At 72.5% G+C, this 23,493-nt stretch carries 21 protein-coding genes; 10 read left to right on the forward strand and 11 right to left on the reverse strand.

The features are described from left to right. Nucleotides 1-4: 4 nt before the first annotated feature. The 4 genes from ACQPXS_RS37160 to ACQPXS_RS37175 are packed head-to-tail and all read right to left on the reverse strand — an operon-like array spanning nt 5 to nt 3,382. A complete protein-coding gene (locus ACQPXS_RS37160; protein ID WP_433453855.1) occupies nt 5-547 on the reverse strand; it encodes a type 1 glutamine amidotransferase domain-containing protein in 543 nt (180 codons plus the stop codon). Continuing rightward, nucleotides 496-1,194 (reverse strand): diguanylate cyclase, encoded by a 699-nt coding sequence (locus ACQPXS_RS37165; protein WP_433453856.1) that lies wholly within the window; start codon nt 1,192-1,194, stop codon nt 496-498. Before ACQPXS_RS37165 ends, ACQPXS_RS37160 begins: the two co-directional genes overlap by 52 nt. Next, nucleotides 1,191-1,568 carry a DUF2795 domain-containing protein gene (locus ACQPXS_RS37170; RefSeq protein WP_433453857.1) on the reverse strand — a complete coding sequence of 126 codons (378 nt, stop codon included), beginning with the start codon at nt 1,566-1,568 and terminating at the stop codon, nt 1,191-1,193. Before ACQPXS_RS37170 ends, ACQPXS_RS37165 begins: the two co-directional genes overlap by 4 nt. Nucleotides 1,569-1,585: 17 nt before the next feature. Further along, nucleotides 1,586-3,382, reverse strand: a complete 1,797-nt coding sequence (locus ACQPXS_RS37175) for a thiamine pyrophosphate-requiring protein (RefSeq protein WP_433453858.1) — start codon at nt 3,380-3,382, stop codon at nt 1,586-1,588. Between the two features lie 390 nt (nt 3,383-3,772). Here ACQPXS_RS37175 and ACQPXS_RS37180 point away from each other — a divergent pair, with 390 nt between their 5' ends. The 3 genes from ACQPXS_RS37180 to ACQPXS_RS37190 all read left to right on the forward strand — a co-directional run bounded on the left by ACQPXS_RS37180 (nt 3,773) and on the right by ACQPXS_RS37190 (nt 7,195). After that, entirely contained in the window at nt 3,773-4,504 is a 732-nt protein-coding gene (locus ACQPXS_RS37180; protein WP_433453859.1) for a hypothetical protein, read from the forward strand. A 304-nt stretch (nt 4,505-4,808) separates the two neighbouring features. Next, nucleotides 4,809-6,065, forward strand: a complete 1,257-nt coding sequence (locus ACQPXS_RS37185; RefSeq protein ID WP_351803613.1) for an aminotransferase class I/II-fold pyridoxal phosphate-dependent enzyme — start codon at nt 4,809-4,811, stop codon at nt 6,063-6,065. Next, entirely contained in the window at nt 6,062-7,195 is a 1,134-nt protein-coding gene (locus tag ACQPXS_RS37190) for an MBL fold metallo-hydrolase (protein ID WP_433453860.1), read from the forward strand. The genes ACQPXS_RS37185 and ACQPXS_RS37190 overlap by 4 nt, the downstream gene beginning before the upstream one ends. A gap of 12 nt (nt 7,196-7,207) precedes the next feature. Here the strand turns inward: ACQPXS_RS37190 and ACQPXS_RS37195 are convergent, their stop codons facing one another. Together ACQPXS_RS37195 and ACQPXS_RS37200 are read right to left on the reverse strand one after the other, a co-directional pair. Continuing rightward, nucleotides 7,208-7,825, reverse strand: a complete 618-nt coding sequence (locus ACQPXS_RS37195; protein ID WP_365329390.1) for a DedA family protein — start codon at nt 7,823-7,825, stop codon at nt 7,208-7,210. A 14-nt stretch (nt 7,826-7,839) separates the two neighbouring features. Further along, nucleotides 7,840-8,613 carry an MBL fold metallo-hydrolase gene (locus ACQPXS_RS37200; protein WP_433456136.1) on the reverse strand — a complete coding sequence of 258 codons (774 nt, stop codon included), beginning with the start codon at nt 8,611-8,613 and terminating at the stop codon, nt 7,840-7,842. Between the two features lie 84 nt (nt 8,614-8,697). On the opposite strand from ACQPXS_RS37200, the gene ACQPXS_RS37205 reads away from it, so the two are divergent. The 6 genes from ACQPXS_RS37205 to dnaK all read left to right on the forward strand — a co-directional run bounded on the left by ACQPXS_RS37205 (nt 8,698) and on the right by dnaK (nt 17,051). After that, a complete protein-coding gene (locus tag ACQPXS_RS37205) occupies nt 8,698-9,135 on the forward strand; it encodes a hypothetical protein (protein ID WP_433453861.1) in 438 nt (145 codons plus the stop codon). 329 nt (nt 9,136-9,464) lie between these two features. After that, nucleotides 9,465-11,594 carry a phage holin family protein gene (locus ACQPXS_RS37210; protein WP_433453862.1) on the forward strand — a complete coding sequence of 710 codons (2,130 nt, stop codon included), beginning with the start codon at nt 9,465-9,467 and terminating at the stop codon, nt 11,592-11,594. A gap of 80 nt (nt 11,595-11,674) precedes the next feature. Beyond that, nucleotides 11,675-12,736 carry an ATP-binding protein gene (locus tag ACQPXS_RS37215; RefSeq protein ID WP_433453863.1) on the forward strand — a complete coding sequence of 354 codons (1,062 nt, stop codon included), beginning with the start codon at nt 11,675-11,677 and terminating at the stop codon, nt 12,734-12,736. An 83-nt stretch (nt 12,737-12,819) separates the two neighbouring features. Next, nucleotides 12,820-14,538, forward strand: coding sequence for a vWA domain-containing protein (locus tag ACQPXS_RS37220; RefSeq protein ID WP_433456138.1), 1,719 nt, complete (start codon nt 12,820-12,822; stop codon nt 14,536-14,538). A gap of 82 nt (nt 14,539-14,620) precedes the next feature. Beyond that, nucleotides 14,621-15,046: an OsmC family protein gene (locus ACQPXS_RS37225; protein WP_055709926.1), complete on the forward strand. Its 426-nt coding sequence runs from the start codon at nt 14,621-14,623 to the stop codon at nt 15,044-15,046. A gap of 136 nt (nt 15,047-15,182) precedes the next feature. Further along, nucleotides 15,183-17,051 (forward strand): molecular chaperone DnaK, encoded by a 1,869-nt coding sequence (dnaK, locus tag ACQPXS_RS37230; RefSeq protein ID WP_433453864.1) that lies wholly within the window; start codon nt 15,183-15,185, stop codon nt 17,049-17,051. Nucleotides 17,052-17,102: 51 nt separating this feature from the next. Here the strand turns inward: dnaK and ACQPXS_RS37235 are convergent, their stop codons facing one another. Continuing rightward, entirely contained in the window at nt 17,103-17,510 is a 408-nt protein-coding gene (locus ACQPXS_RS37235) for a hypothetical protein (protein WP_433453865.1), read from the reverse strand. Continuing rightward, nucleotides 17,507-19,213, reverse strand: a complete 1,707-nt coding sequence (locus ACQPXS_RS37240) for a right-handed parallel beta-helix repeat-containing protein (RefSeq protein WP_433453866.1) — start codon at nt 19,211-19,213, stop codon at nt 17,507-17,509. Before ACQPXS_RS37240 ends, ACQPXS_RS37235 begins: the two co-directional genes overlap by 4 nt. Nucleotides 19,214-19,392: 179 nt before the next feature. On the opposite strand from ACQPXS_RS37240, the gene ACQPXS_RS37245 reads away from it, so the two are divergent. Then, the gene (locus ACQPXS_RS37245) at nt 19,393-20,613 is read left to right on the forward strand and encodes an RNA-guided endonuclease InsQ/TnpB family protein (protein ID WP_433453867.1); all 1,221 of its coding nucleotides are present in this window, start codon (nt 19,393-19,395) and stop codon (nt 20,611-20,613) included. A 224-nt stretch (nt 20,614-20,837) separates the two neighbouring features. On the opposite strand, the gene ACQPXS_RS37250 is transcribed toward ACQPXS_RS37245, so the two are convergent. The 3 genes from ACQPXS_RS37250 to ACQPXS_RS37260 form a co-directional block, all read right to left on the reverse strand. Beyond that, a complete protein-coding gene (locus tag ACQPXS_RS37250) occupies nt 20,838-21,647 on the reverse strand; it encodes an SAM-dependent methyltransferase (RefSeq protein WP_433453868.1) in 810 nt (269 codons plus the stop codon). A gap of 36 nt (nt 21,648-21,683) precedes the next feature. Further along, nucleotides 21,684-22,547, reverse strand: a complete 864-nt coding sequence (locus ACQPXS_RS37255) for a helix-turn-helix domain-containing protein (RefSeq protein ID WP_365329373.1) — start codon at nt 22,545-22,547, stop codon at nt 21,684-21,686. 94 nt (nt 22,548-22,641) lie between these two features. After that, complete coding sequence (locus tag ACQPXS_RS37260; protein WP_433453869.1) at nt 22,642-23,472, reverse strand: helix-turn-helix domain-containing protein; 831 nt, start codon at nt 23,470-23,472, stop codon at nt 22,642-22,644. Between the last annotated feature and the right edge of the window lie 21 nt (nt 23,473-23,493).

The following is a 23,493-nucleotide window of genomic DNA, read 5'->3' on the forward strand; positions in this document are numbered from 1 at the left end:
CAATTCAGCCCGCCTCACCGGCGAACACGTGCAGGAACGCGTCGCAGAACGCCTTGAGATCGTCCGGCTTGCGGCTGGTCACCAGCTGATTCGACCCGTGGTCGCAGATCTTCACCCGCTCGTCCACCCAGGTGCCGCCCGCGTTGCGGATGTCCGTCCGCAGACTCGGCCAGGACGTCAGCACCCGGCCCCGTACGACGTCCGCCTCCACCAGCGTCCAGGGGGCGTGGCAGATGGCGGCGACCGGGCGGCCCTGGTCGAAGAACTCCTTCACGAACGCCACGGCCTTGTCGTCCATGCGCAGGAAGTCCGGGTTGGCCACCCCGCCGGGCAGCACCAGACCACCGAACGACCCGGCCGACGCCTCACCGACCACCTCGTCCACATCGAACGTGTCCGCCTTGTCGAGATGGTCGAACGCCTGGATCTTCCCTGGTTCCGTCGACACCAGCACCGGCTCGTGCCCGGCGTCGGAAGCCGCCTTCCACGGCTCGGTCAGCTCGACCTGCTCCACACCCTGGGGCGCCGCGAGAAACGCGATGCGCATGACTCTTCACTCTCCTTCCCTGCCTCGCCCTGCCCTGCCTTCCAGGTGCGCCGCCAGGCCGCCCGCCGGCAGCGCAGCAGCTCCTCGCCGTACGGCAGCACCACGCACAGCCCGATCGCGAGGCCGATCCCGGTCAGATAACCGGGCGACAGCGGGCGCCGGCGCTTTCGCAGCCGCCAGGCGTCCCTGTCTCCGCCGCCGCCCCGCACCAGCGACCGCACCTGGTCGGCGTGCAGGCACATCAGCGAGGCGAGCGCGCCGAACGGCAGCGACTCCAGGAAGCTGTGGATGTGCTGCTCGACCGGCCTGACCTCCCGGTCGCTGTCCACGGCCGTACGCACGTCCCACAGCGCCGTCGCCTCGTGCACCGCGGCCGCCCCGAGCTGCACGCTCAGCAACAGCGGATTGATCCGGTAGCGCAGGGTCAGCGCGATCGGCAGCCCGACCTCGGCCATCATCAGTGAGTGGATCAACGACTCCTTCGTCCCCGAGGTGTCCTCGATCCGGGTGCGCCGGTGCATCAGCCAGTCGGCGAGCCCCGGCACGAACCAGCCGGGCAGCAGCCCGTACAGCAGGAACCGGGTGGTCGCCACGTCGACGTCGACGCCGGCCCCCCTCGCGATATCGGCCGCCTGGTCCCCGCTCATGCGCCGCCCGCCAGCGCCTCGGCCAGCTGCTGCACGTTCGCGTAGCGCGCCGTGTGGGGCAGCCCGGCCACCGCGTCGACCAGTGCGGTCGGCGCGTTCTGCCGGCGCAGCATCCGGGCCAGGTCACGGGCGGTCGCCGGGAACGAGCCACGGCTCAGGACGCGGGCCAGCTCCGACCGCACCCGCTCCAGCGACGCCGGAGAGCCGAGGCCGCCCACGGGCCCGCTCCAGACCTCCGGGTCGTCGTCCGCGGCCGGTTCCGGGTCGTGCCACTCCTCCACCCGTGTCGGGTGGCCGGACCTCAGCAGTCCCTTCAGCTCATGTTTCATCTCATCGTCCCGGTGGACGTTCAGCCGGTCACTGCCTCGCTGCATGGCAACCTCCACAGGGGCTAGTTCTTGTCCTTGCCGGGCAGGAACTCCTGCATCTTCGCCTTGAAGCCCTGCTTGACCACCGACTTGCGGTCGGTATCCCCCTTCAGAATCGACGCCGCCGTCGCCTCCATCTGCTCCCACGTCGCGTGCGGCGGGATCGGCGGCACGGCGGGGTCGGTGAGGAACTCGATCACGCACGGACCGTCGGCCTCCAGAGCCGCACGCCAGCCCGCCTCCACGTCCTCGGGCTTCTCCACCCGGACGCCGGTCAGGCCCAGCGAGCGGGCGAACGCCGCGTACTGCACGTCCGGGATCGCCTGCGACGGCAGGAACGACGGGGCGCCCTCCATGGCGCGCATCTCCCAGGTCACCTGGTTCAGGTCCTGGTTGTTCCACACGCCCACCACCAGCCGCGGATCCGACCAGCGGTCGCGGTACTTCGCGGCCGTGATCATCTCCGCCAGGCCGTTCATCTGCATCGCGCCATCGCCGACCAGCGCGAACACCGGCCGGTCCGGATGCGCGAACTTCGCGCCGATCGCGTACGGCACACCCGGCCCCATCGTCGCCAGCGTCCCGGACAGCGAAGCGCGCATGCCCGGCCGCATCGTGATGTGCCGCGCGTACCAGTTGGCGACCGAACCGGAGTCGGACGTCAGGATCGCGTTCTCCGGCAGCAGCGGATCCAGCGCGCGGGCCACGTACTCGGGATTGATCGGATCGGCCGACAGACCGGCCCGCCGCTCCATCGTCTCGTGCCAGCGCCGCACGTTCGCGCACACCGTGTCGTACCACTCGCGCCCGCCCCGGTCGCCGTCCAGCAGCGGGATCAGCCGGCGCAGCGTCGCCTTCGCGTCGCCGACGAGGTTCACCTCGTACGGGTAGCGCATTCCGATCATGTGCGGATCGATCTCGATCTGCACGCCGCGCGCCTTGCCGAAGTCCGGCATGAACTGCGTGTACGGGAACGACGACCCGATCGTCAGCAGGGTGTCGCAGTCCCGCATCAGCTCGTACGACGGCCGGCTGCCCAGCAGCCCGATCGGCCCGGTGACGTACGGCAGTTCGTCGCTGAGGACGTCCTTGCCGAGCAGTGCCTTCGCGACCCCGGCGCCGAGCAGTTCGGCGATCTCCTGCACCTCTGCTACGGCACCGGCCGCGCCCTGGCCCACCAGGATCGCCACCTTGTCGCCCGCGTTCAGCACGTCCGCCGCCCGGCGCAGCGCCTCGTCCGTCGGGGTCATGGAGTACTCGCTCATGCCCATGCTGGACGGCACCATCTTGAACTCGTGCGTCGGCGGCGAGTAGTCCAGTTCCTGCACGTCACCCGGGATGATCAGGGCGGTCGGGCAGCGCCTGGCGTAGGCGGTGCGGATCGCCCGGTCCAGCACGTTCGGCAGCTGCTCGGGCACCGTGACGGTCTCCACGAAATCCGAGGCGACGTCCTTGTACAGCGTGTGCAGATCGACTTCCTGCTGGTAGGAGCCGCCCATCGCGCTCCGGTCGGTCTGGCCGACGATCGCCAGCACCGGCACGTGGTCGAGCTTGGCGTCGTACAGACCGTTGAGCAGATGGATGGCGCCCGGTCCCGATGTCGCGGCGCACACTCCGATGCGGCCGCTGAACTTCGCGTATCCGACGGCCTCGAACGCGGACATCTCCTCGTGCCGGGACTGGATGAACCGCGGCCGGTCCTCGGCCCGGCCCCACGCGGCGAGCAGGCCGTTGATGCCGTCGCCCGGATAGCCGAAGACCTGTTCCACATCCCAGGCGCGCAGGCGCTCGAGGATGTGGTCGGAGACCTTGGTGCTCATGGAGGGACCTCCCCGGTGGGGTGCGAAGCGGACGATCCGGTCAGCACATACCGAGTCACCTGCACCGGGGACGGAAAACCTCTCCGGCGCGTGGAGGCGAGAGCGCCGGGGCGGCGGTACGGGTGGTGGAGCGTGTCGGAGCCGCGACCGGCACCGTTTGTCACCCGGCCGGGCGCGCCCGTCCCGCGAATGGGGTCCGGCCGCGCGCGCGGCGGCGCCGTGCGGGCTGTGATGGCAGCGAGGGCACGCCCTGTGCCCCCGTACCCGTGACGCCGTAGGGGCCGCGCCCCCGCACCGCCGTACCGGTGCTCGACGTACTGCCCGCTGTACCGGCGTCCGGCGTACCACTACCGCCGACCGATCCGCCGTGTCTGCCGAGGAGCCCGTCCCATGCGCTGCACCGCCCGTGCCCTGTCCGTCGCCTTCGTCGCCGGGGTCGTGCTCGCCCTGGCCGGGCCCGCCGCCACCGCGGACGTGGGCCCCGGCACTCCGTCCTCGCCCACCGTCACCGCTCCGGCGGTCGTCCCCGATGTGGGTCCCGGCACTCCGTACCAGCCCCCCGTCACCGCTCCGACGGTCGTCCCCGATGTGGATCCCGGCACTCCGTACCAGCCCTCCGTCACCGCTCCGACGGTCGTCCCCGACCCGTGCGCCGCACCACAGCAGTGCGCCGACCCCCTTCCCCTCCCCGGCCCCGCCGCCACGTGCCGGCCCGGCGAGCCCTGCCAGGACGGTGCGGGGTGCAAGCCGGGTGAGGTGTGTCCGAGCGGCCCGAGTGCGGGGTGCAGGCCAGGGGAGGTGTGCCCGACCGGTCCTGGTCCGGCGTGCGGGCCGGGGGAGGTGTGCCCCGACGACGGCCACCGGTGCGCGCAGGGCCAGTACGAGCCCTGCCTCCCCGGTCGTCCCTGCGGCTTGCCGGACGGCCGGCAGCACCACGGCACCGACGGCTGCGAACCGCCCACCGTGCAATACGGAGTCGAGGCCGGGACGGGAGGCAGCTTGTCCGACTCGGTCCCGGCCCTCGCCGTCGGCGCCGCCTTCATCGCCGCGGCCTGCGGCGGAGCCGGCTACCGGCTGTACGGCGCCCGGCGCGCCGCGGGAGGCCGGTCCACGGACGCGTGACCGGGGCGGCGCCCGCCACCCCCATGGAGTGCCGCCCGGCGGGTACACACCTTCCCGAGGGCTCCGGCACCGGGCCCCGACACCGACGGACAGCACAGGCCACGGACGAGACCGACCGCCGGCGCACGCCCGAACCCCACGACCCCCCACCCCCTAACCCCCACAACCCAGGCGACACGGCAGAGGCCGGTGACGCGCCCCCACCCCACGCTCCACATCGCAGCCCACGACGACACAGTCCGCCGGTCCCGGCCACCCGGCCAGGTCCGGCGGCACACGGCACCAGGACCGCGCGGAGGCGGACATGCGGCGGACGGACCCCGAGGGCCACGGCCCCGTCCGCTACGGCCCGCCCCTGCCCGGTGACGGGCTCCCCGTGCTCCCCGAACTCACCGCCGTGCTCGCCGCCGCGGCGAGCCGCGCCGACGCCCAGCCCGTCGGCGGCGCCCCCGCCCTCCTCGAAGCGGCCTGCGGCTACTGGACCCGGCGCGGACTGTCCACCGTCCCCGACCAGGTGGCCGCCGGCCCCGGTGCCCCCGCGCTGCTGCTCGCCCTCACCGCCGCCCTCGCCGGCGACGGCGCCGACATCCTCGTCCCGCGCCCCTGCGCCGCCTGGTGGGCGCCGTACGCCCGGGTGCTCGGCAGGCCCGCCTACCATGTGCCCACCCCCGCCGAGAGCGGCGGCCTCCCGGACCCCTACGCATTGCTGGAGACCGTCCGACGGGTCCGCGCCGAGGGCGGCGACCCACGGCTGCTCGTGCTGTCCGTCGCCGACGACCCCACCGCCACCGTCGCCCCGCCGGAACTGCTGCACGAGACGGTCGAGGCCGCCACCGCCGAAGGACTGCACCTGGTCAGCGACGAGACCTGGCGCGACACGCTGCACCACCCCCACGACACCGTGCTGCTCAGCCCCGCCGAGATGCGGCCCGACCGGGTCACCGTCGTCACCGACCTCGCCGGATCCCTGCTGCCGGCCGGCTGGCCCGCCGCGGTCGCCCGCTTCCCGGCCACCGAACCCGGCCGGCAGCTCCACGCGCGCGTGCTGGACATCCTCACCGGGCTCGACGCCCGCATCGCCGCGCCGGTCGCCGCCGCGGCCGGCTACGCCCTCGACGAGCCCCCGCCCGTCACCGAGCGCCGTGAGGCCGCCGTACGACTGCACGCACGCGTGGCCGCCGCCGCGCACGCCGCCGTCGTCGCCGCCGGCGCGCTCGCCCGCCCCCCGCAGGCCGGCCGCCACCTGTACGCCGACCTCGGCCCGCTGCGCGAACCCCTCGCCGAACAGGGCGTCGGCGACGCCCAGGAGTTGGAGGACCTCCTCACCGCCCGGCTCGGCATGCCCGCACCCGGCGGCCACCGCTTCGGTGACGACCTGGGGGCGCTGCGCGTACGACTCGCCACGGGGCCCCTGCTGGGCGGCACCGACGAGGAACGCGCGGAATGCCTCACCTCACCCACGCCGTTGGAACTGCCACATGTGCAACGCGCGTTGATCCTCTTGACGTCGGTCCTCGACGATCTCCGCGACGACGCTCAGCGAAGGGGGCATCCTCGATGAGGCAGCAGGCGCACGAGACCGAGACGCACCAGCCCGAGACGCACGAGCCCGGATCGACCACGACGACCAAGACGGCTGCGACGACCGCGACGGCCATGGCGACCGCCCCGGCCGCACCGACTCGCTGCACCGGCAGCCCGACGCCCCTGGCGCCCCCTTTCCCCCCGCTGGCCGAGCCCCGTCCGCTCGGCGAACACCGCGTGTGGCCACGTACCTTCCACGACCGGCTCACCGCCCCCCTGCCCGGCCTCAAGGCCCTCGCCCGCTTCGCTCGCGAAGGCGCCGTACGCCCCGGTGCCGAAGGCCTCGCGGACATACCCCGGCTTCCCTGCGCTCCCGCCCCGCTGCCCCGCGTCGACACCCGCACCCTCGCCGTCACCTGGGCCGGACACGCCAGCTGGGTGGTGCGGATCGGCGGCCTGACCGTGCTCACCGACCCCGTCTGGTCCCGCCGCATCCTCGGCACCCCGGCCCGAATCACCCCCGTCGGCGTCCCCTGGGACACGCTGCCCCGCGTGGACGCCGTCGTCATCAGCCACAACCACTACGACCACCTCGACGCCCCGACGCTGCGCCAACTCCCGCGGGACACCCCGGTCTTCGTGCCCGCCGGCCTCGGCCGCTGGTTCCGCCGGCGCCGCTTCACCCGCGTCACCGAGCTGGACTGGTGGGAGGGCGCCGAACTGTCCGGCGTCCGTTTCGACTTCGTCCCCGCCCACCACTGGTCCAAGCGCACCCTCACCGACACCTGTCACAGCCTCTGGGGCGGCTGGGTGCTGACCGACTCCGACGGACAGCGCCTCTACTTCGCCGGCGACACCGGCTACGGCCACTGGTTCTCCCGCATCGGCCGCCGCTACCCCGGCATCGACCTCGCCCTCATGCCCATCGGCGCCTACGACCCCCGCTGGTGGCTCAGCGACGTCCACTGCGACCCGGAGGAAGCGGTCCAGGCCACCCTGGACGTGGGCGCCCGCCGTATGGCCCCCATGCACTGGGGCACCTTCATCCTCTCGGCCGAGCCGGTCCTGGAACCGCTGACGAGAGTGCGGGCGGCCTGGGAGAAGGCGGGGCTGGAGCGGGAGGACCTGTGGGACCTGCCGGTGGGGGCCTCGAAGGTGCTCGAGTGAGGCGCCCCTGGGCTAGCGGAACCGCCGCACCACACCCGGCATCGCGCTGATCACAACGGTCAGCGCGACCGCCACCACGACCCCCTCCCACGGCTCCTCGAACAGCGAACCCCCCAATATCCCGATCACCTGGTAGGTGGCCGCCCAGGCCAGACACGCGGGCATGTTTCCCCGAGCGAACCGCCTGAGCGGCCACTCCGCCATCAGGCAGGCCAGCATCACCGGTATCCGCCCCGCAGGGACGAGCCGGGACAACACCAGTACGGCGACCCCGTGTTCGGCCAGCTTCTCCCTCGCCGACGCCAACCGCGCGTCCGGCGCCCGCGACCGTATCGCCTCCAGCCACCGCGACCCGTTCCGCGACCGCATCCCGCGCCGCCCCAGCCAGTACAGCGCGCCGTCTCCCAAGAAGGCCGCGAGCGATGCCGTGACGAACACCAGAGCCAGCGAGAAGGGTGCCGTCTGATGGAAGGCCACCACCGCCGCCGAACTCACCAGCGCCCCGGTCGGCACCACCGGGACCAGCGCCCCGATCAGCACCAGCAGGAACAGCGACGGATACCCGATCGCCTGCTGCGTCGACTCCGGTGGCACCGTCGACGTGGTGGACGCGGCGGCCAGCACCGCCACGGAGGCCGGCCACCTCACCGGGCGACCTCCAGCCGCACACTCTCGCCGTGCCCCAGCTTGTGCACCGCCACACCCGGCGCCGCCACGGCCGCGAGCCGCACGAACTCGTCCCCGGGCGCGTGGAACTCGTGCGGGCGCACCGCGTCCATTCCGATCGGCCAGTACGTGCCGTAGTGCACCGGCACGGCCGCCCGCGGCACCAGCCGTTCCAGCGCCTGCGCCGCGCGTCCCGCGTCCAGATGCCCCTCACCGAGGTACGGCCCCCAGCCGCCCACCGGCAACAGCGCCACGTCCACCGGCCCGACGCGCTCGGCCATCGCGTCGAACAGCCCCGTGTCCCCGGCGAAGTACGTCCGTGCCTCGCCCTCCACGACATAGCCGAGCGCGGGCGAGCGGTGCGGGCCCACCGGCAGCCGCCGCCCGTCGTGCCGTGCCGGCACCACCCGGACCAGCAGCTCACCGATCCGCACCTCGTCCCCGGGCACCACCTCGGTCACCCGCAGTCGGCGCAGCCGGCGCAGACCGGGCACCGCCCGTGGTGCGCCCCGGGGCACGAGAAGGCGCGTGCCCGGGGCGAGCTCCGCCAGCGAGGGCGGATGCAGATGGTCGGCGTGCAGATGGGAGACGAGCACCACGTCCGCGTGACGGGCCTCGGCCGGCGGCACGGCACCCCGGCGCCGGCGCAGATGCGCCAGCCGGCGCGCGAACAGGGGATCGGTGAGCACACGTATGTTCGCGTCCTGGACCGTGCAGGTGGCGTGACCCCACCAGGTGATCTCCGCCGGCACCTTCTTCGCCTCCTTCACGCGACTCCCCGAAGCCTACGGGCAGGAGTAGGGTCGGCGGCGAAACCCGGAGGTGAGGGGGACGCCATGGGACAGCTGCGGGGTACCTCCGACACGCCCGCGTCCGCGCCGGTGCGGGTCATCGCGATCGCCAGCCTGACGCCGCTGGAGGAACTGGAAGCGGACCCCTTCCTCGTGGACTCCCGCAGCCAGCACGCCATGTGCGCCCGCTGGGCCGCCGAACGCGGGTACGTCATCGCCCGGGAACTCCTCGTCGGCGGACTGCGCTTCGACCACGGCGCGCTGTGGGACGGCGTCCGGCCGGGAGAGGACGTGTTCGTCGCGCCCAGCCTGCGCGTGCTCCGGCGCGCTCTGTCCTCGGTCGAGGCGTTCACCGCCGAGTGCGCGCGCCGGGGCGTGCGCGTGGAGACCGTCGGGCGGGCCGAGCCGTCGTACGACGCCCAGATGAAGGCCCGCGTCCACCGCCGGCTGTCCATGCCGACGGCCGGCTACGACGGCCGCTAGCGTCCACGCCCTGTCCTGGCACAGGGGCGCGGTGTCCGCTCCAAAGTGGCCAGGACCTGGGCCAGGACCCGGACCGCGACGCCTTCCTCGCCGGCGAGAATGCCCAGCAGCAGATGCTCGGCGTGCCTGCCTCGGCTCCGGGCCGTGCCGACCCTGTGGCTCTCGTACGCGTCAGTGCTCCTTGCCTGTCGCCTTGGGCCTGCTCGCGTGACCCGGCTCGCCGGTCGGGCGGCCGGTGACTCGTCCACCGTCATGGTGGCAAGACCCGGTGTGACAAGGTGGAGCGAGGCCCGGGCGTCGAGCGGGGCGGGATGTGAGGGGGACAAGGCGTGCGAGGCGTACGGTGGCGGCGGGTCGCCAGTCAGATCGGACGCAGCGTCGCCGTATGGGCGGTCTCCACCCTCACCATGCTGGTCCTCGCCGCGCTCCTGCCCGACTTCCAGCTCCAGTCCGCCGACGGTGACAGCGCCACCCGCATCGCCGTCACCGCCGCGCTCGGCGCCGGTGCCTTCGGTGTGCTGTCGGCCGTGGTGTGGCCGCTGCTGGTCCGGCTCCTGCTGCTCGTACCCGCCCTCGTGCTCGGCCTGTTGGTCTTCTTCCTCAACGGCTCCCTACTGCTGCTCGCCCTGCGCATCAACCCCTCCGGCCATGGCGAGGCGGCTCCCGAGACCGCCGTCATCGTGGCCGCGGTGATGTCCGCCGTCGCCTCGGCCACCGGCGCTGCACTCGCCGTCCGCGACGACGAGACCTACCGGCGCCGCCTGCACCGCCTCGCCGCCCGCCGCCGCAGATCCGACCCGCCCTGCCCCAGCACACCCGGCCTGGTCATCGTCCAGCTCGACGGCGTCGGCCACGACGTCCTCGCCGACGCGGTCCGCAAGGGGCTGATGCCTACGGTCGCGCGCTGGCTGGGGATGGGCGACGGTATACAGCCGACCGGCGACGGCCTGCGGCCGACCCACCGCCTCACCCCCTGGCACACCGACTGGTCCAGCCAGACCGGTGCCAGCCAGCTCGGCATTCTCCACGGCAGCACCTTCGACGTGCCGGCCTTCCGCTGGTACGAGAAGAACCGCGGGGAGGTGATGGTGTGCAATCGGCCGACGAGCGCCGCCGAGCTGCAGCGCCGCGCCATACTGCATACGGGCGACGGTGGACTGCTCACCGTGGACGGTGCCAGCCGTGGCAACCTCTTCAGCGGCGGCGCCGGTGAACAGGCCCTCGTGCTGTCCATCGCGGCCCGCCGCCGCAGCCGGGAGAACCGTTCCCGCGCCGGTTACTTCGCCTATTTCTCCGACCCCGCGGGCGCCGTCCGCACCGCGCTGTCCTTCGTCGCCGAGGTGGTCCGCGAGATCGGCCAGTCCACCCGCGCCCGGATGCGCAGGCAGCGCCCCCGGGTGAGCCGCGGCGGTCTCTACCCGCTCGTCCGCGCCTTCGCCACCGTCGTCGAACGGGACGTCGTCGTCGCGGCGGTGATGGGCGACATGCTCGCCGGGCGCACCGCCGTCTACGCCGATCTCGTCGCCTACGACGAGGTCGCCCACCACTCGGGTCCGCGCAGCCGGGACGCGGAGAAGGTCCTGCAGCGCCTCGACCGCTCCCTCGCCCTCCTCCAGCGGGTCGCCGAGCACGCCCCCCGCCCGTACCGCATCGTCGTCCTGTCCGACCACGGGCAGAGCCCCGGCGAGACCTTCCGCTCCCGCTACGGCCTCACCCTCGGCGACCTGGTCCGGGCCGGCTGCGGGCTGCACGTGCCGCGCCGGGCGGAGCGGACGCACAGCGGTGCGGAGGCGCGGGCCGCCGTCCGGGCCGCGCTGCGCCGGCCCGTGGAGGAGAAGGACGAGCAGCAGCACCCCGTCCGCGGCTCCGAGCCGATCGTGCTGGCCTCCGGCAACCTCGGCCTGGTGTCCTTCCCGGACGTCCCGCACCGCATGACCAAGGAGGAGATCGACGCCCGCCACCCCGCCCTGCTCACCACCCTCGCCAACCACCCCGGCATCGGCTTCCTGCTGGTGCGCAGCGCGGAGCACGACGGCGTGGTGCTGGGTGCCTACGGCGCCGAGATCCCGTTGGCCAGGCTCGACGACCAGCCCGGCCCGCTGGCCCGGTTCGATCCCGGCGCCGCCGACGCCGTCCGCCGTACCCACTCCTTCCCGCACACCGCCGACATCATGGTGAACTCGGCCTTCGACCCCGCCGACGGCGAGGTCCTCGCCTTCGAGGAGCAGATCGGCTCCCACGGCGGCCTCGGCGGCGCCCAGTCCCACCCGTTCCTGCTCTGGCCGCTGGAGTTGTCCGCACCGGCCGACGGCGAGGAGGAACTGACCGGCGCCGAGCAGGTGCACGAGGTACTGCGCCGCTGGCTGGGCGAGCTGAACGGACCCCAGGTCCCGCTGACCGACGACACCGCCGCCGAGGACACCGGCACCGACGACACCGACGACGAGCGGGCCGCCTGAAAATCGGCTGCGCCCGCCCCGCCGGACACCCAGACTGTTCGAGTCGTAGATCACCCGAACCCCCGCAAGGATGTCCAGCGTTGCAGGCTGCCGTCACCGTCACTCCCGCCCGCGTCCCCGAACTCCTCCTCGGCCTCGCCACCGTCCGGCCCGTGTTCCTCTGGGGCGCCCCCGGCATCGGAAAGTCGTCCCTGGTGCGGGAGTTCGCCGACTCGCTGGGCCTCGAGTGCGTGAGCCTGCTCGGTACGCAGCTCGCCCCCGAGGACCTGATCGGCGTGCCGCAGATCCGCGACGGACGGTCGGTGTTCTGCCCGCCGGAGACGATCGCCCGGGACGAGCCGTACTGCCTGTTCCTGGACGAGCTGAACGCGGCCACCCCGGATGTGCAGAAGGCGTTCTACTCGCTGATCCTCGACCGCCGCATCGGAAACTACGAGCTGCCCGCCGGGTCCATCGTCATAGGCGCCGGGAACCGGGCCACCGACAACGCCCTCGCGCGTCCGCTGGCCTCCGCCCTGGTCAACCGGCTCGCCCATGTCCAACTGGAGGTCTCCGCCACGGACTGGCTGGCCTGGGCCGCCGGAAACGGCATCCACCCGTGGATCCTCGATCACCTCACCGACCGGCCGGACCACCTGTGGTCGAAGCCGCCGAAAACCGAGGAACCGTTTTCCACGCCCCGCTCCTGGCACATGCTCTCCGACGCCCTGCACTCCTTCGGCGCGGAACTGGACGAGCCGACGCTGACCGTCCTCGCGCACGGCACGCTCACGCCCGCGCACGCGACCGCGTTCTGCGGTTACGTCAAGGTCGTGCGCAGCCGGTTCGGGATCGAGGCGATCCTCAAGGGCGACGCCCGCTGGCCGCACCGCATGCAGGACCGGGACCTGCTGTACTACCTCGCCGAGTCGTTCCGCGGCCGGCTCGTCAAGGAACTGCCCGCCAGCAAGGAGCACATGTCGGCGAACGGCCGGCAGATCGCCTACCGCGCCAAGTCGCTGCTGGTGCAGCTCGCCGAGATCTCCGTGGAGGTCGCCCAGACCGTCATCTCCTCCGACACCGACGGCAACCCCGTGCTGCCCTCGTGGTTCCTGGTCGAGGCCGCCCGCGACATGCCCCGCCTGGTGGAGGCCCGACGGTGAGCCGCACCGGGCCGAAGAAGACGGAAACGAAGAAGACGGAACAGAAGAAGCGCGACCTGGCCGGTGAGGCGTTCGCCGAGGGCATGCGGCTGCTGCGGGCCAACCCCGCCCTCGCCGCCGTCGACTTCGGCACCTGCCGCAGCGAGACCTGCACCTTCGCCCCGCACGAGGGCCTGCTCGTGGTCGACTCCGACGCCACCGTGCACGCCCACCCCGACCGGCTCGCCGAGCCCGGCGCCTGGGCCTGGGCGCTCGCGCACGCCGCCCTCCATCTCGGCTTCGGGCACCTCCCGGCCGCCAAGGGCCGGCGCGAGCAGCCCGACCGGTACGACCTGGCCGCCCGCTGTGTCGTAGTAAACCGTTTTCTGCTCGGTTTCCCCCTCGGCACCACCCCCGAGGACCTGCCCACCAGCTATCCAGACGGAGACGAGGAACGGCTCGCCGCGCGCTGGCGGGCCCACGGCCTGCCGCCCGCCTACGAGCGCTGCGGCACCGCCGGCGGCGCACCCGACCAGGTGCTCACCGAATGGCATGCCTGGCAGGGCCCCGTCCCGGACCGGCAGCTGGCCTTCGCCACCGCGCTGACCCGGACCGTGTCCGCCGCGATGGACATGGCCGGCGGCCGCCGGGACTCCCTCGACGGCGAGCGGCTCCCGCAGCGCCCCTGGGAGCGGGCCCTGAGCTGGTTCGTCTCCTCCTACCCGCTGCTCGGCGGCATCGCCGCCGGCATCAAACTGGTCGCCGACGCCGAACTGGCCCAGATCGCTGCCGTCGACCCCGAGGCCGGCGAGATCTACATCAACCCGCTGCGCACCTTCGACACCGAGGAGTGGCGGTTCGTCCTCGCCCACGAGATGCTGCACGCCGCCCTCCGCCACGGCGACCGCTGCGGCCCCCGCGACCCCTACCTGTTCAACGTGGCCTGCGACTACGTCATCAACGGCTGGCTGGTCGAGATGCAGGTCGGCACCATGCCGGAGGGCCTGCTGCACGACCCGCGGCTCGCCGGCCTGTCCGCCGAGGAGGTCTACGACCGCATCGCCGGCGACCTGCGCCGCGTCCGCCGCCTGGCCACCCTGCGCGGCAAGGGCACCGGCGACGTCCTCGGCGCCCCGCTCGGCCCGCCCGGCACCTACGTCGACCTGGACGAGTTCTACCGGCGCGGCCTCAGCCGCGGCCTCGATCTGCACCAGGCGCAGGAGCGCGGCTTCCTGCCCGGCGGCCTCGTCGAGGAGATCCGCGCGCTGAGTCATCCTCCGCTGCCCTGGGACGCGCAACTCGCCCGCTGGTTCGACGAGTTCGTGCCCCGCCCGGAGCCCGTCCGGTCCTTCGCCCGCCCGGCCCGTCGCCAGGCGTCCACGCCCGACATCCCGCGCGCGGGCCGCTGGTTCCCGCCCGAGGAGGTGGCCCGCTGCACCTTCGGCGTCGTCCTCGACACCTCCGGCTCGATGAACCGCACCCTGCTCGGCAAGGCGCTCGGCGCGATCGCCTCCTACGCCGAGGCCCGGGACGTACCGGCCGCCCGGGTGGTGTTCTGCGACGCCGCCCCGCACGACGCCGGCTATCTCCCGGTCACCGAGATCGCGGGCCGGGTCCGGGTGCACGGGCGCGGCGGCACGGTCCTGCAGCCCGGCGTCGACCTGCTGCACCGGGCCGAGGACTTCCCGCCCGCCGCACCGGTGCTGGTGATCACCGACGGCTGGTGCGACGTCCTGCGGGTGCGCCGTGAGCACGCCTATCTGATCCCGCAGGGAAGTCACCTCCCGTTCACGCCGCGTGGGCCGGTCTTCAGAGTGCGATGAGCCCCGATGTGATCGGATAGGGGCACGGAAAACCCCCGTAACGGGATCTCACGTCACGGGACCCGACGCGAAAGGAACCATCGTGGCCACCACGCGCACCGCGCACACCGTCTGGGAAGGCAACCTGCTCCAGGGGCACGGCGTCGTCACGTTCGACTCCTCCGGCATCGGCGAGCAGCCGGTGTCGTGGCCGTCGCGCGCCGAGCAGGCCAACGGCAAGACCAGCCCCGAGGAGCTGATCGCCGCAGCCCACTCCAGCTGCTTCTCCATGGCCCTCTCGCACGGTCTGACCGGCGCCGGCACCCCGCCCACCCGGCTGCAGACCAAGGCCGACGTGACCTTCCAGCCGGGCGAGGGCATCACCGGCATCCACCTCACCGTGCGCGGCGAGGTGCCGGGCCTGGACGCGGAGGGCTTCGCCTCGGCCGCCGAGGACGCCAAGAAGAACTGCCCGGTCAGCCAGGCCCTGGCCGGTACGACCATCACCCTGACGGCCGAGCTGGCCTGACGCCCGTACGGCCCTCGATGCCGCGTCCCGCTCCCGGGGCGCGGCATCGCCGTGTCCGGGTACCCGGTTATTGACAGCGCCGCGGGCACGTCCTGTGCTGGGAGTGCGGCAGCGCCCGGGCGGAAGGGGACGGACCATGGCACGTGCGGTCGGGATCGATCTCGGGACGACGAACTCGGTGGTGGCCGTCCTGGAGGGCGGCGAGCCCACCGTGGTCACCAACGCGGAGGGTGCGCGCACCACACCGTCGGTGGTGGCGTTCGCGAAGAACGGGGAGGTGCTGGTCGGCGAGGTCGCCAAGCGGCAGGCCGTGACCAACGTGGAGCGCACCGCCCGCTCGGTGAAGCGGCACATGGGCGACGCTTCCTGGCGGTTCCCCGAGCAGGGTTCCGTCGACGGCGGCCGCCTGCGTGCGCAGGAGCTGTCCGCGCGGGTGCTGCAGAAACTGAAGCGGGACGCGGAGGCCTACCTCGGCGAGGACGTCACGGACGCGGTGATCACCGTACCGGCGTACTTCGACGACACCCAGCGGCAGGCCACCAAGGAGGCCGGTGAGATCGCCGGCCTGAAGGTGCTCAGGATCATCAACGAGCCGACCGCCGCCGCCCTCGCCTACGGCCTGGACCGGGGCGACGAACAGACGGTCCTGGTGTTCGACCTCGGCGGCGGCACCTTCGACGTGTCCCTGCTGGAGATCGGCGACGGCGTCATCGAGGTGAAGGCCACCAACGGCGACACCCACCTCGGCGGCGACGACTGGGACCAGCGGATCGTCGACCACCTGGTGAAGCGGTTCAAGGGGGCTTACGGCATCGATCTCGGCGCCGACAAGATGGCGGTGCAGCGGCTGCGCGAGGCCGCCGAGAAGGCCAAGATCGAGCTGTCGTCGTCCTCGGAGACCTCGATCAACCTGCCCTACATCACCGCCTCCGCCGAGGGCCCGCTGCACCTGGAGGAGAAGCTGACGCGCGCGCAGTTCCAGGAGTTGACCGCCGACTTGCTCGACCGCTGCAAGAAGCCGTTCCACCAGGCCGTACAGGACGCCGGGATCCAGCTGTCCGCGATCGACCACGTCATCCTCGTCGGCGGCTCGACCAGGATGCCCGCCGTCACCGACCTGGTCCGCGACCTCACCGGCAAGGACCCGCACAAGGGCGTCAACCCCGACGAGGTGGTCGCCGTCGGCGCCGCCCTCCAGGCCGGTGTCCTGCGCGGCGACGTCAAGGACGTGCTGCTGCTCGACGTCACCCCGCTGTCCCTGGGCATCGAGACCAAGGGCGGCATCATGACCAAGCTGATCGAACGCAACACCACGATCCCCACGCGCCGTTCGGAGATCTTCACCACCGCCACCGACAACCAGCCCTCGGTCGGCATCCAGGTCTACCAGGGCGAACGCGAGATCGCCGCCTACAACAAGAAGCTCGGCGTCTTCGACCTCACCGGCCTGCCGCCCGCCCCGCGCGGCGTGCCGCAGATCGAGGTGGCCTTCGACATCGACGCCAACGGGATCATGCACGTCTCCGCGAAGGACCTGGCGACGGGCCGCGAGCAGAAGATGACCGTCACCGGCGGTTCCGCCCTGCCCAAGGACGACATCGACCGCATGATGCGGGAGGCCGAACAGTACGCCGAGGAGGACCGCAAGCGCCGCGAGGCAGCCGAGACCCGCAACCAGGCCGAGCAACTCGTCTACCAGACCGAGAACTTCCTGCGCGACAACCGGGACCGCGTCCCCGCCGACACGCGCGGCGAGGTCGAGGCGGCCGCGGCGGAACTGAAGACCCTGCTGGAACAGAACGCCGACACCGCCGCCCTGCGCGCCGGTGTGGAGAAACTCGCCACCGTCAGCCAGAAGATGGGGCAGGCCATGTACGCGTCCGCCTCCGCCGGCGACCAGAGCGCACAGGAGAGCGCGAGCACGCAGAACACGACCGACACGGACGGCGTGGTCGACGCGGAGATCGTGGACGACGAGCCCGACAACAAGGGCGGAGCCGCCTGACACCGCCCGGCCGGAGACACCTGGGGCCGGCCCGATACCGGCCCGCAGGGGTCACATGAGCGCGGTCAGGTTTCTGATCGCCTCGTGGGCCCACTCCTGCGCGCCCGCCTCCGCCCCGGCCGCGGCACCCGTGGCGACCGGGGCCAGCGCCCCCTTGAGGCCGTTCAGCGCCCGCCGCAGCCGGCCCGGCTCGGGCGCCCCGGGACCGGTGACCTCCGCGAGCACTTCCTCGGCCGCGGCCTCGGCGTCCACCCGGTCCTGCTCCGCGAGGCCCGCCCGCGGCAGCTGCCGCACCAGCTCGCCCACGAGCCGGGCGAGCGCCTCGACATCGGGTGCGGCCGCGGTGTCGTTCCGCTGGTTCTGGGTGACGGTCTGGTTGCCCCAGGCGATCTGGCTGCCCGAGACCGGTCCGTGGAACTGCGGACCGCCGTGCGCGTGCTGCGGCTGCGGGTCGGTCATGAGCCGGCTCCGTCCTGTGTGGTCTGCTGCTGGATGACGTGGGTGTTGCCGAAGGCGACCTGGGAGTGCGTGATCGCGCCGGTGAAGACCGGGGCGTTGAAGTTGTTGACGACGGTCGCCGGCGGGGGAGCGGCCGGCTCGGAGAACTGCTCGGCGACACGCAGCGAGGAGTCGAGCGAGACCAGGTCGACGCGGCCGTTGTGCTGGACGGCCATGCCCCCCGGCGCGCCCGTCACGGAGCAGTCCACCAGCCGGCCGCCGCTCGTCCCCTGCACCGACACGGCCACCCGGCCGCAGTCGGTGAACCGGCTCCCGGCGACGTCCAGATACGCGGAGTCCGTGGAGCCGAGGCCGGGTCCGTCCGGGCCGGTGACGGCCAGGTTCCGGGCGAACAAGGTCGTTCTGCCGATGGCGAGGACGCCCATGCCCATCTCGGCGATCTCGCAGTCGTGCACCCGCAGCGTGGACTCCTCGACGGCGGCGAAGCCCACGACCCCGCGCCGCGCGGCCACCCCCCTGACCGTGACCCGCGACTGGCCGCCCGCGGCCACGGACCCCATGGTGCAGTCATGGAACCGCCCGCCGGTCACCTCGGCCGTGGTGCCCGCGTCGCCCTGTGTCTCCAGGCCCGCCGTGCAGCGCTCGACCCGCACGTCCTCGAAGACGGCCGAGGATCCCTCCCTGACCCGCAGCGCGACGCTCGGCAGGTTCTCGACGTCGATCCGGCGGAAGCGTCCGCGGGACTTGTCGACGACCGCGACACCGACGTTGCCCCCCACGATCCGGCAGCCCGACACCGCCGGCGCGCCGCCCCGCGTCACGAACACCGACACCGTCCGGGCGTCGATCACCTCGCAGTCCTCGAACGTCCCCAGGCCCGCGTCCGCGACGTTGATGCCCGTGTCCCGGCAGTCGGTGAACACACAGTCGCGGACGACGGGGTCGCTGCCGGTCGTCGCCGCGACCCCGTGCTCGGCGTCGCTCACCCGGCAGCCCCGCATCAGGCCCCGGGACTGCCCGGTGAACAACACGGCCTCGGCCTGTACGGCGGTGATCACGCAGTCCGTGACGGTCATCTCCGCCCGCGTGTCCGCGCACACGGCCGCCTTCCCCGTACCGGACAGCTGACACCCGGTGAGCTCGGCCCGGGCGTCGCTGACCCGCACGCCGTGGATCCGGCTGCCGGTGAACCGGCTGTCGCGGAGGGCGACTCGGCCGCTCTCGATCACCGCGAGCGCGTTGTCGGCGGCGTCGGTGAACCGGCACCGTTCCACGCTCCCCGCCGCCCCGGCGAACAGCACCCGCCCGTACCGGAATTCGCTGTCGGTCAGCGTGGCAGCCGTGTCCCGCCGGGCGTGCAGACAGACACCGCCGTGCGCCCGGACCGCCACCCGGTCCAGTACGAGGGTGCCCGCGTGCAGGTCGACGACGTCCGCGTCCCGCCCGACCAGCTCCAGGCCGCGCACCACCACCGACCCCGCGGCATCCAGCACGGTGCCCCGGGCCGGGTTCACCACCACGGAGCCCGGTTCACCGCGCGCGGCGAGCTCGACCTCGCCCCGTACGGTCAGGAACTCCGGGTAGTGTCCGGGCTCGATCTCCACCCGCACCGGGCCGCGCCGGCCGGCCGCCGCCCGCAGCGCGGACCCGATGTCCGGATAGGTGCCCCACCGCCCGCGCGGTGCGACCACGAACCGCTTCACCGGGTTTCTCCGAGGATGCCCTGGCCTTCAGTCCGGGGAGGAATCGGACTCCTGCGGAGCAGGGCAGGGATAGCCGGATCGCCGTCAGGGCGATCCGGTGTCCACCCCGGACGACGGTGTTGTCGCCCACGATGATCGAGAGCTCTCAACTGTCAGTCCCCTCGGGTAGGTTCGGATGCATGATGACAGAGGCGACCACGAAGGACGCCGGGCATGCCCGGTACACCTTCCGTGTGCGCCTGTCGAACACGGCCAGGCGCCGGCTCGAAGCGGAGTGGGATCGCTGCCGCTGGATCTGGAACGAATGCGTGGCCAAGTCCAGGCAGGTCCACGTGCAGGGCATAGCGGGTGGCGAGAAGCTGACGTGTGGTCCGGCTCAGCTCGACAAGATGCTGACCGAGGCACGCGGGGTGACGCCCTGGCTGGCTGAGGGCGCGAGCGTGCCGCAGCAGCAGGTGATACGGGACTTCGCCAAGTCCCGTGCCAAGGCCTTGAAGGACATCGAGGGCCGGTTGCCGCAGCAGCGCCGGGCCCAGATGCCCCGCTTCAAGAAGAAGCGCGAGGCGCGGCCCAGCCTGAACTACACCAAGCGCGGTTTCCGCCTCAGGGACGGCCGCCTGCACCTTGCAGGCCAGATCGTGCTGACGGTGGTGTGGTCGCGGGGCCTTCCGGCGGATCCGTCGAGTGTGCGCGTGTACCAGGACACGCTCGGACATTGGTACGCCTCTTTCGTCGTTGCTGCGCAGAGCGAGCCGCTCGCCCTCACGGGGCGGGTGCTCGGGGTGGACTGGGGTGTGAAGGAGACCGCCACCACCACCGACGACGCCTACGATCTGCCGCATGCCGAGCACGGCAGGCGGGCCGCGCAGCGGCTGGCGAGGTACCAGCGGATGATGGCCCGGCGGCGGCCTCTGAAGGGACAGCCCGCATCCGCGGGCTACCGGCAGGCGCAGGCGCAGGCGGCGAAGCTGCACAAGAAGATCGCGAGGCAGCGGGAGGACACCGGCCGCAAGTGGGCCAAGTCCGTGATGCGCGGCCACGACGGGGTTGCGGTGGAGGACTTCAGGCCGAAGTTCCTGGCGAAGACCACCATGGCCCGCAAGGCGGCCGATGCCGCCATCGCCGCGACGAAGCGTGCCCTGGTCGAGATGGGCCGCAAGCACGGGCGGGACGTCCGTCTGGTGCACCCGGCGCACACCACGATGGACTGTGCCACGTGCGGAGCGAGAACCAAGCACGCACTGCCTCTGTCGATGAGAACGTATGCCTGCACCGTGTGTGGAGCTGTGTCCCCCAGGGACAAGAACTCCGCCCGCGTGATGCTGGTCCGGGCAGGTTGGAACCCGGACGGTGTCGAGGGCGTAAGACCACCTGAGCCGCCGGCTCCGGTGGCGGCCTGAGCCGTAAATCCCCGCTCAGCCCCGGAGGGTGACCAATCCCCCCTCCAGGGAGGGGAGCCTTCAACATGCCCGCATTCCCCCGCCGTGCTCATCGATGGCGCCGTCCGCTCGCGGCGACCGATGCTACCGGAGCACTCGCCACCCGGCCGTCGCCGGCGCAGGCCCAACTGCCGTGGATCCCGGGCACGGTGGACCGCATACGGGCGGACACAGACCCGTACGGGTCAGCGCTTGACCGCCACCCCCGCGTACACCGGCACGACCCCCTCCGCCTGGGCCGCCACGTCCACCGGCTCCGGGCGCCAGCCGTACACCGGGATGACGCCGGGGCCGAGCAGCTCCAGGCCGTCGAAGAAGCGGGAGAACTCGGGGAGCGTGCGAGGGTGGAATGGCGTGCCGCTCCTGCGGAACAGCTCCGCCGCCCTGGCCACCCCCTCGGGGCTGAGGTCCTGGGTGACCTGGGTCAGGATCAGGAAACTGCCCGCGGCGAGCTCGTCGACGTACCGCTTGACCAGCCCGAACACATCGTCCTCCTGGTCACCCAGGTAGTGCGTGAGCGCCACCAGGGACAGCGCGACCGGGCGGCCGAAGTCCAGCGACTCGCCCGCCAGCCGCAGGATGGTGCCGGGATCGCGGACATCGGCGTGGATGTAGTCCGTGGCGCCCTCGGCCGAACTCTGCAGCAAGGCCTCGGCGTGCCGCAGCACGATCGGGTCGTTGTCCGCGTACACCACCCTGGACTCCGGGGCCACGCCCTGGGCGACCTGGTGCAGGTTGGGCTCGGTCGGGATGCCGGTGCCGATGTCGAGGAACTGCCGTACCCCCGCCTCGGCCGCCGTGCGGACGGCCCGGTGCATGAACCGGCGGTTGGCGCGCGCCCCGCGCACCACCGTGCCGTCCACGGCGAGGATCTTCCGCGCCAGCTCCTCGTCCACCGGGTAGTTGTCCTTGCCGCCCAGCCACCAGTCGTACACCCGGGCGGGATGCGGACGGCTGGTGTCGATCGGCGTGGGCGTGGCATCGCGTGCGGTCATACGGCTGTTCCCCCAGGGATCGGTCCGGTCAGGGCGTCACAAGGTCGAGCGGAACTCCCGCAGCAGCGTCCGGGTGCGCTGCGCCGACGCGGCGCGGGCCGTCATGTGGTCCAGCACCTCCAGATGCGCGGCCACCTCGCGGCGGGAGTCCAGGTAGAGGGCGCCGGTCAGGTACTCGGTGAACACCATGTCCGGCAGCTCCGGCTCGGCGAACCGGAACAGCGTGAACGGCGCGTACGTCCCCGGATGCGGGCCCGCCGCGAACTCGGCTACCTGGAGGGTGACCCGGTCCCGCTCGGCGTACTCCAGCAGCCGGTCCAGCTGCTCGCGCATCACCTCGCCGCGCATGCTCACCGGGCGCCGCAGCACCGTCTCGTCCATGATCACCCACAGGTGGGGCGGGTCGTCCCCTTCCAGCAGCCGCTGCCGTTCCATCCGCAGCGACACATGCCGTTCCACGCTCTCGGGTGAGGTCTGCCCGATCGTCCCGGCCTCCAGCACCGCGCGCGCGTAGTCCTCCGTCTGCAGCAGACCGGGGATGAAGTGCGGCTCGTAGGAGCGGATGATCCGGGCGGCGCCCTCCAGGCTGACGTACAGGCTGAACCAGTCCGGGAGCACGTCGTGGAACCGCTGCCACCAGCCCGGCTGGTTCGCGTCCTCGGCCAGCCGCACGAACGCGGCCGCCTCCTCCTCGGGCACCCCGTAGGTGTCCAGCAGCACCTGCACGTAGGGGATCTTCAGCGCTACCTCGGCCATCTCCATCCGCCGTACGGTCGCCGACGCCACCCTGAGGACCTTCGCGGCCTCCTCCCGGCTGAGACCCGACGCCTCGCGCAGTTCCTGCAACCGTTTACCGAGCACCACTTGCCCCACGGTGGGCGCAGCCCGCCGCTCACTCACGCCACGCCCTCCCCTACGCGCCGAAGTACGCGGGCAGTCTGCCATGTGATCCTCTCTCGCACACGAGTCCGAGGGGATCCGGTGGCCAGAGCGGTCAAATGGCCAGCGTCTGCAGGTACTTGGCGGTCGCCGGGTCGGCCGGCAGGAACGTCTCGATGGCCAGCTCGGCGACCGTGACGTCCATCGGCGTGTTGAACGTGGAGATCGACGACACGAACGACAGGACCCGGCCGTCGTGCTCGATGAGCAGCGGCAGCGCGAAGTACGGGACGGGCTCGGCCGGTTCGTCACCCGGGGTGTCCTCCGGCACCGGGTAGGCGGCCACTTCCTCGTACAGGGCGCGCAGTCGGTCCGAGCGCTGCAGGGCGATCTGCCGCTCCATCTGCTCCAGCAGATGGCCGCGCCACTCGCGCAGATTGCGGATGCGCGGTGCGAGACCCTCCGGATGCAGGGTCAGCCGCATCGCGTTCGGCGGCGACAGCAGTGTCTGGGGCACGCCGTCCAGCAGCATCATGATGCCCCGGTTGGCGGCGACGACCGTGTAACCGGCGTCGACCACCAGCGCCGGATAGGGCTCATAGCCCTGGATCAGGCGTTCCATGCCGTCGCGCAGCGCCTCCAGGGCCGGGTCGTCCAGCGGGGTCTCCGGATAGCGCGGGGCGTAACCCGCCGCCAGCAACAGCGCGTTGCGCTCGCGCACCGGCACGTCGAGGTGTTCGGCGAGCCGCAGCACCATCTCCTCGCTCGGCCGGGACCGGCCGGTCTCGATGAAGCTGATGTGCCGGGCCGAGGAGTCGGCGCGCAGCGCCAGCTCCAGCTGGGAGATCCGGCGCCGCTCCCGCCAGGCGCGCAGCAGCGGGCCGACGCCCTTGTCGGCGGCGGGGGCGATGGCGGACGCGGAGGGACCGGAAGCGACAATGGCCATACGTCCGACCGTAGTCGAGGA

The organism is Streptomyces sp. CA-142005 (genome assembly GCF_050942335.1).
Lineage (GTDB): Bacteria > Actinomycetota > Actinomycetes > Streptomycetales > Streptomycetaceae > Streptomyces.

Bases quoted from the DNA above. Each gene is read 5' to 3' on its own strand.
- ACQPXS_RS37250 (WP_433453868.1), bottom strand. From the start codon at position 21,647: ATGACCGCACGCGATGCCACGCCCACGCCGATCGACACCAGCCGTCCG.
- ACQPXS_RS37180 (WP_433453859.1), top strand. From the start codon at position 3,773: ATGCGCTGCACCGCCCGTGCCCTGTCCGTCGCCTTCGTCGCCGGGGTC.
- ACQPXS_RS37260 (WP_433453869.1), bottom strand. From the start codon at position 23,472: ATGGCCATTGTCGCTTCCGGTCCCTCCGCGTCCGCCATCGCCCCCGCC.
- ACQPXS_RS37205 (WP_433453861.1), top strand. From the start codon at position 8,698: ATGGGACAGCTGCGGGGTACCTCCGACACGCCCGCGTCCGCGCCGGTG.
- ACQPXS_RS37185 (WP_351803613.1), top strand. From the start codon at position 4,809: ATGCGGCGGACGGACCCCGAGGGCCACGGCCCCGTCCGCTACGGCCCG.
- ACQPXS_RS37245 (WP_433453867.1), top strand. From the start codon at position 19,393: ATGATGACAGAGGCGACCACGAAGGACGCCGGGCATGCCCGGTACACC.
- dnaK (WP_433453864.1), top strand. From the start codon at position 15,183: ATGGCACGTGCGGTCGGGATCGATCTCGGGACGACGAACTCGGTGGTG.
- ACQPXS_RS37170 (WP_433453857.1), bottom strand. From the start codon at position 1,568: ATGCAGCGAGGCAGTGACCGGCTGAACGTCCACCGGGACGATGAGATG.
- ACQPXS_RS37160 (WP_433453855.1), bottom strand. From the start codon at position 547: ATGCGCATCGCGTTTCTCGCGGCGCCCCAGGGTGTGGAGCAGGTCGAG.
- ACQPXS_RS37165 (WP_433453856.1), bottom strand. From the start codon at position 1,194: ATGAGCGGGGACCAGGCGGCCGATATCGCGAGGGGGGCCGGCGTCGAC.
- ACQPXS_RS37235 (WP_433453865.1), bottom strand. From the start codon at position 17,510: ATGACCGACCCGCAGCCGCAGCACGCGCACGGCGGTCCGCAGTTCCAC.
- ACQPXS_RS37190 (WP_433453860.1), top strand. From the start codon at position 6,062: ATGAGGCAGCAGGCGCACGAGACCGAGACGCACCAGCCCGAGACGCAC.
- ACQPXS_RS37175 (WP_433453858.1), bottom strand. From the start codon at position 3,382: ATGAGCACCAAGGTCTCCGACCACATCCTCGAGCGCCTGCGCGCCTGG.
- ACQPXS_RS37220 (WP_433456138.1), top strand. From the start codon at position 12,820: ATGCGGCTGCTGCGGGCCAACCCCGCCCTCGCCGCCGTCGACTTCGGC.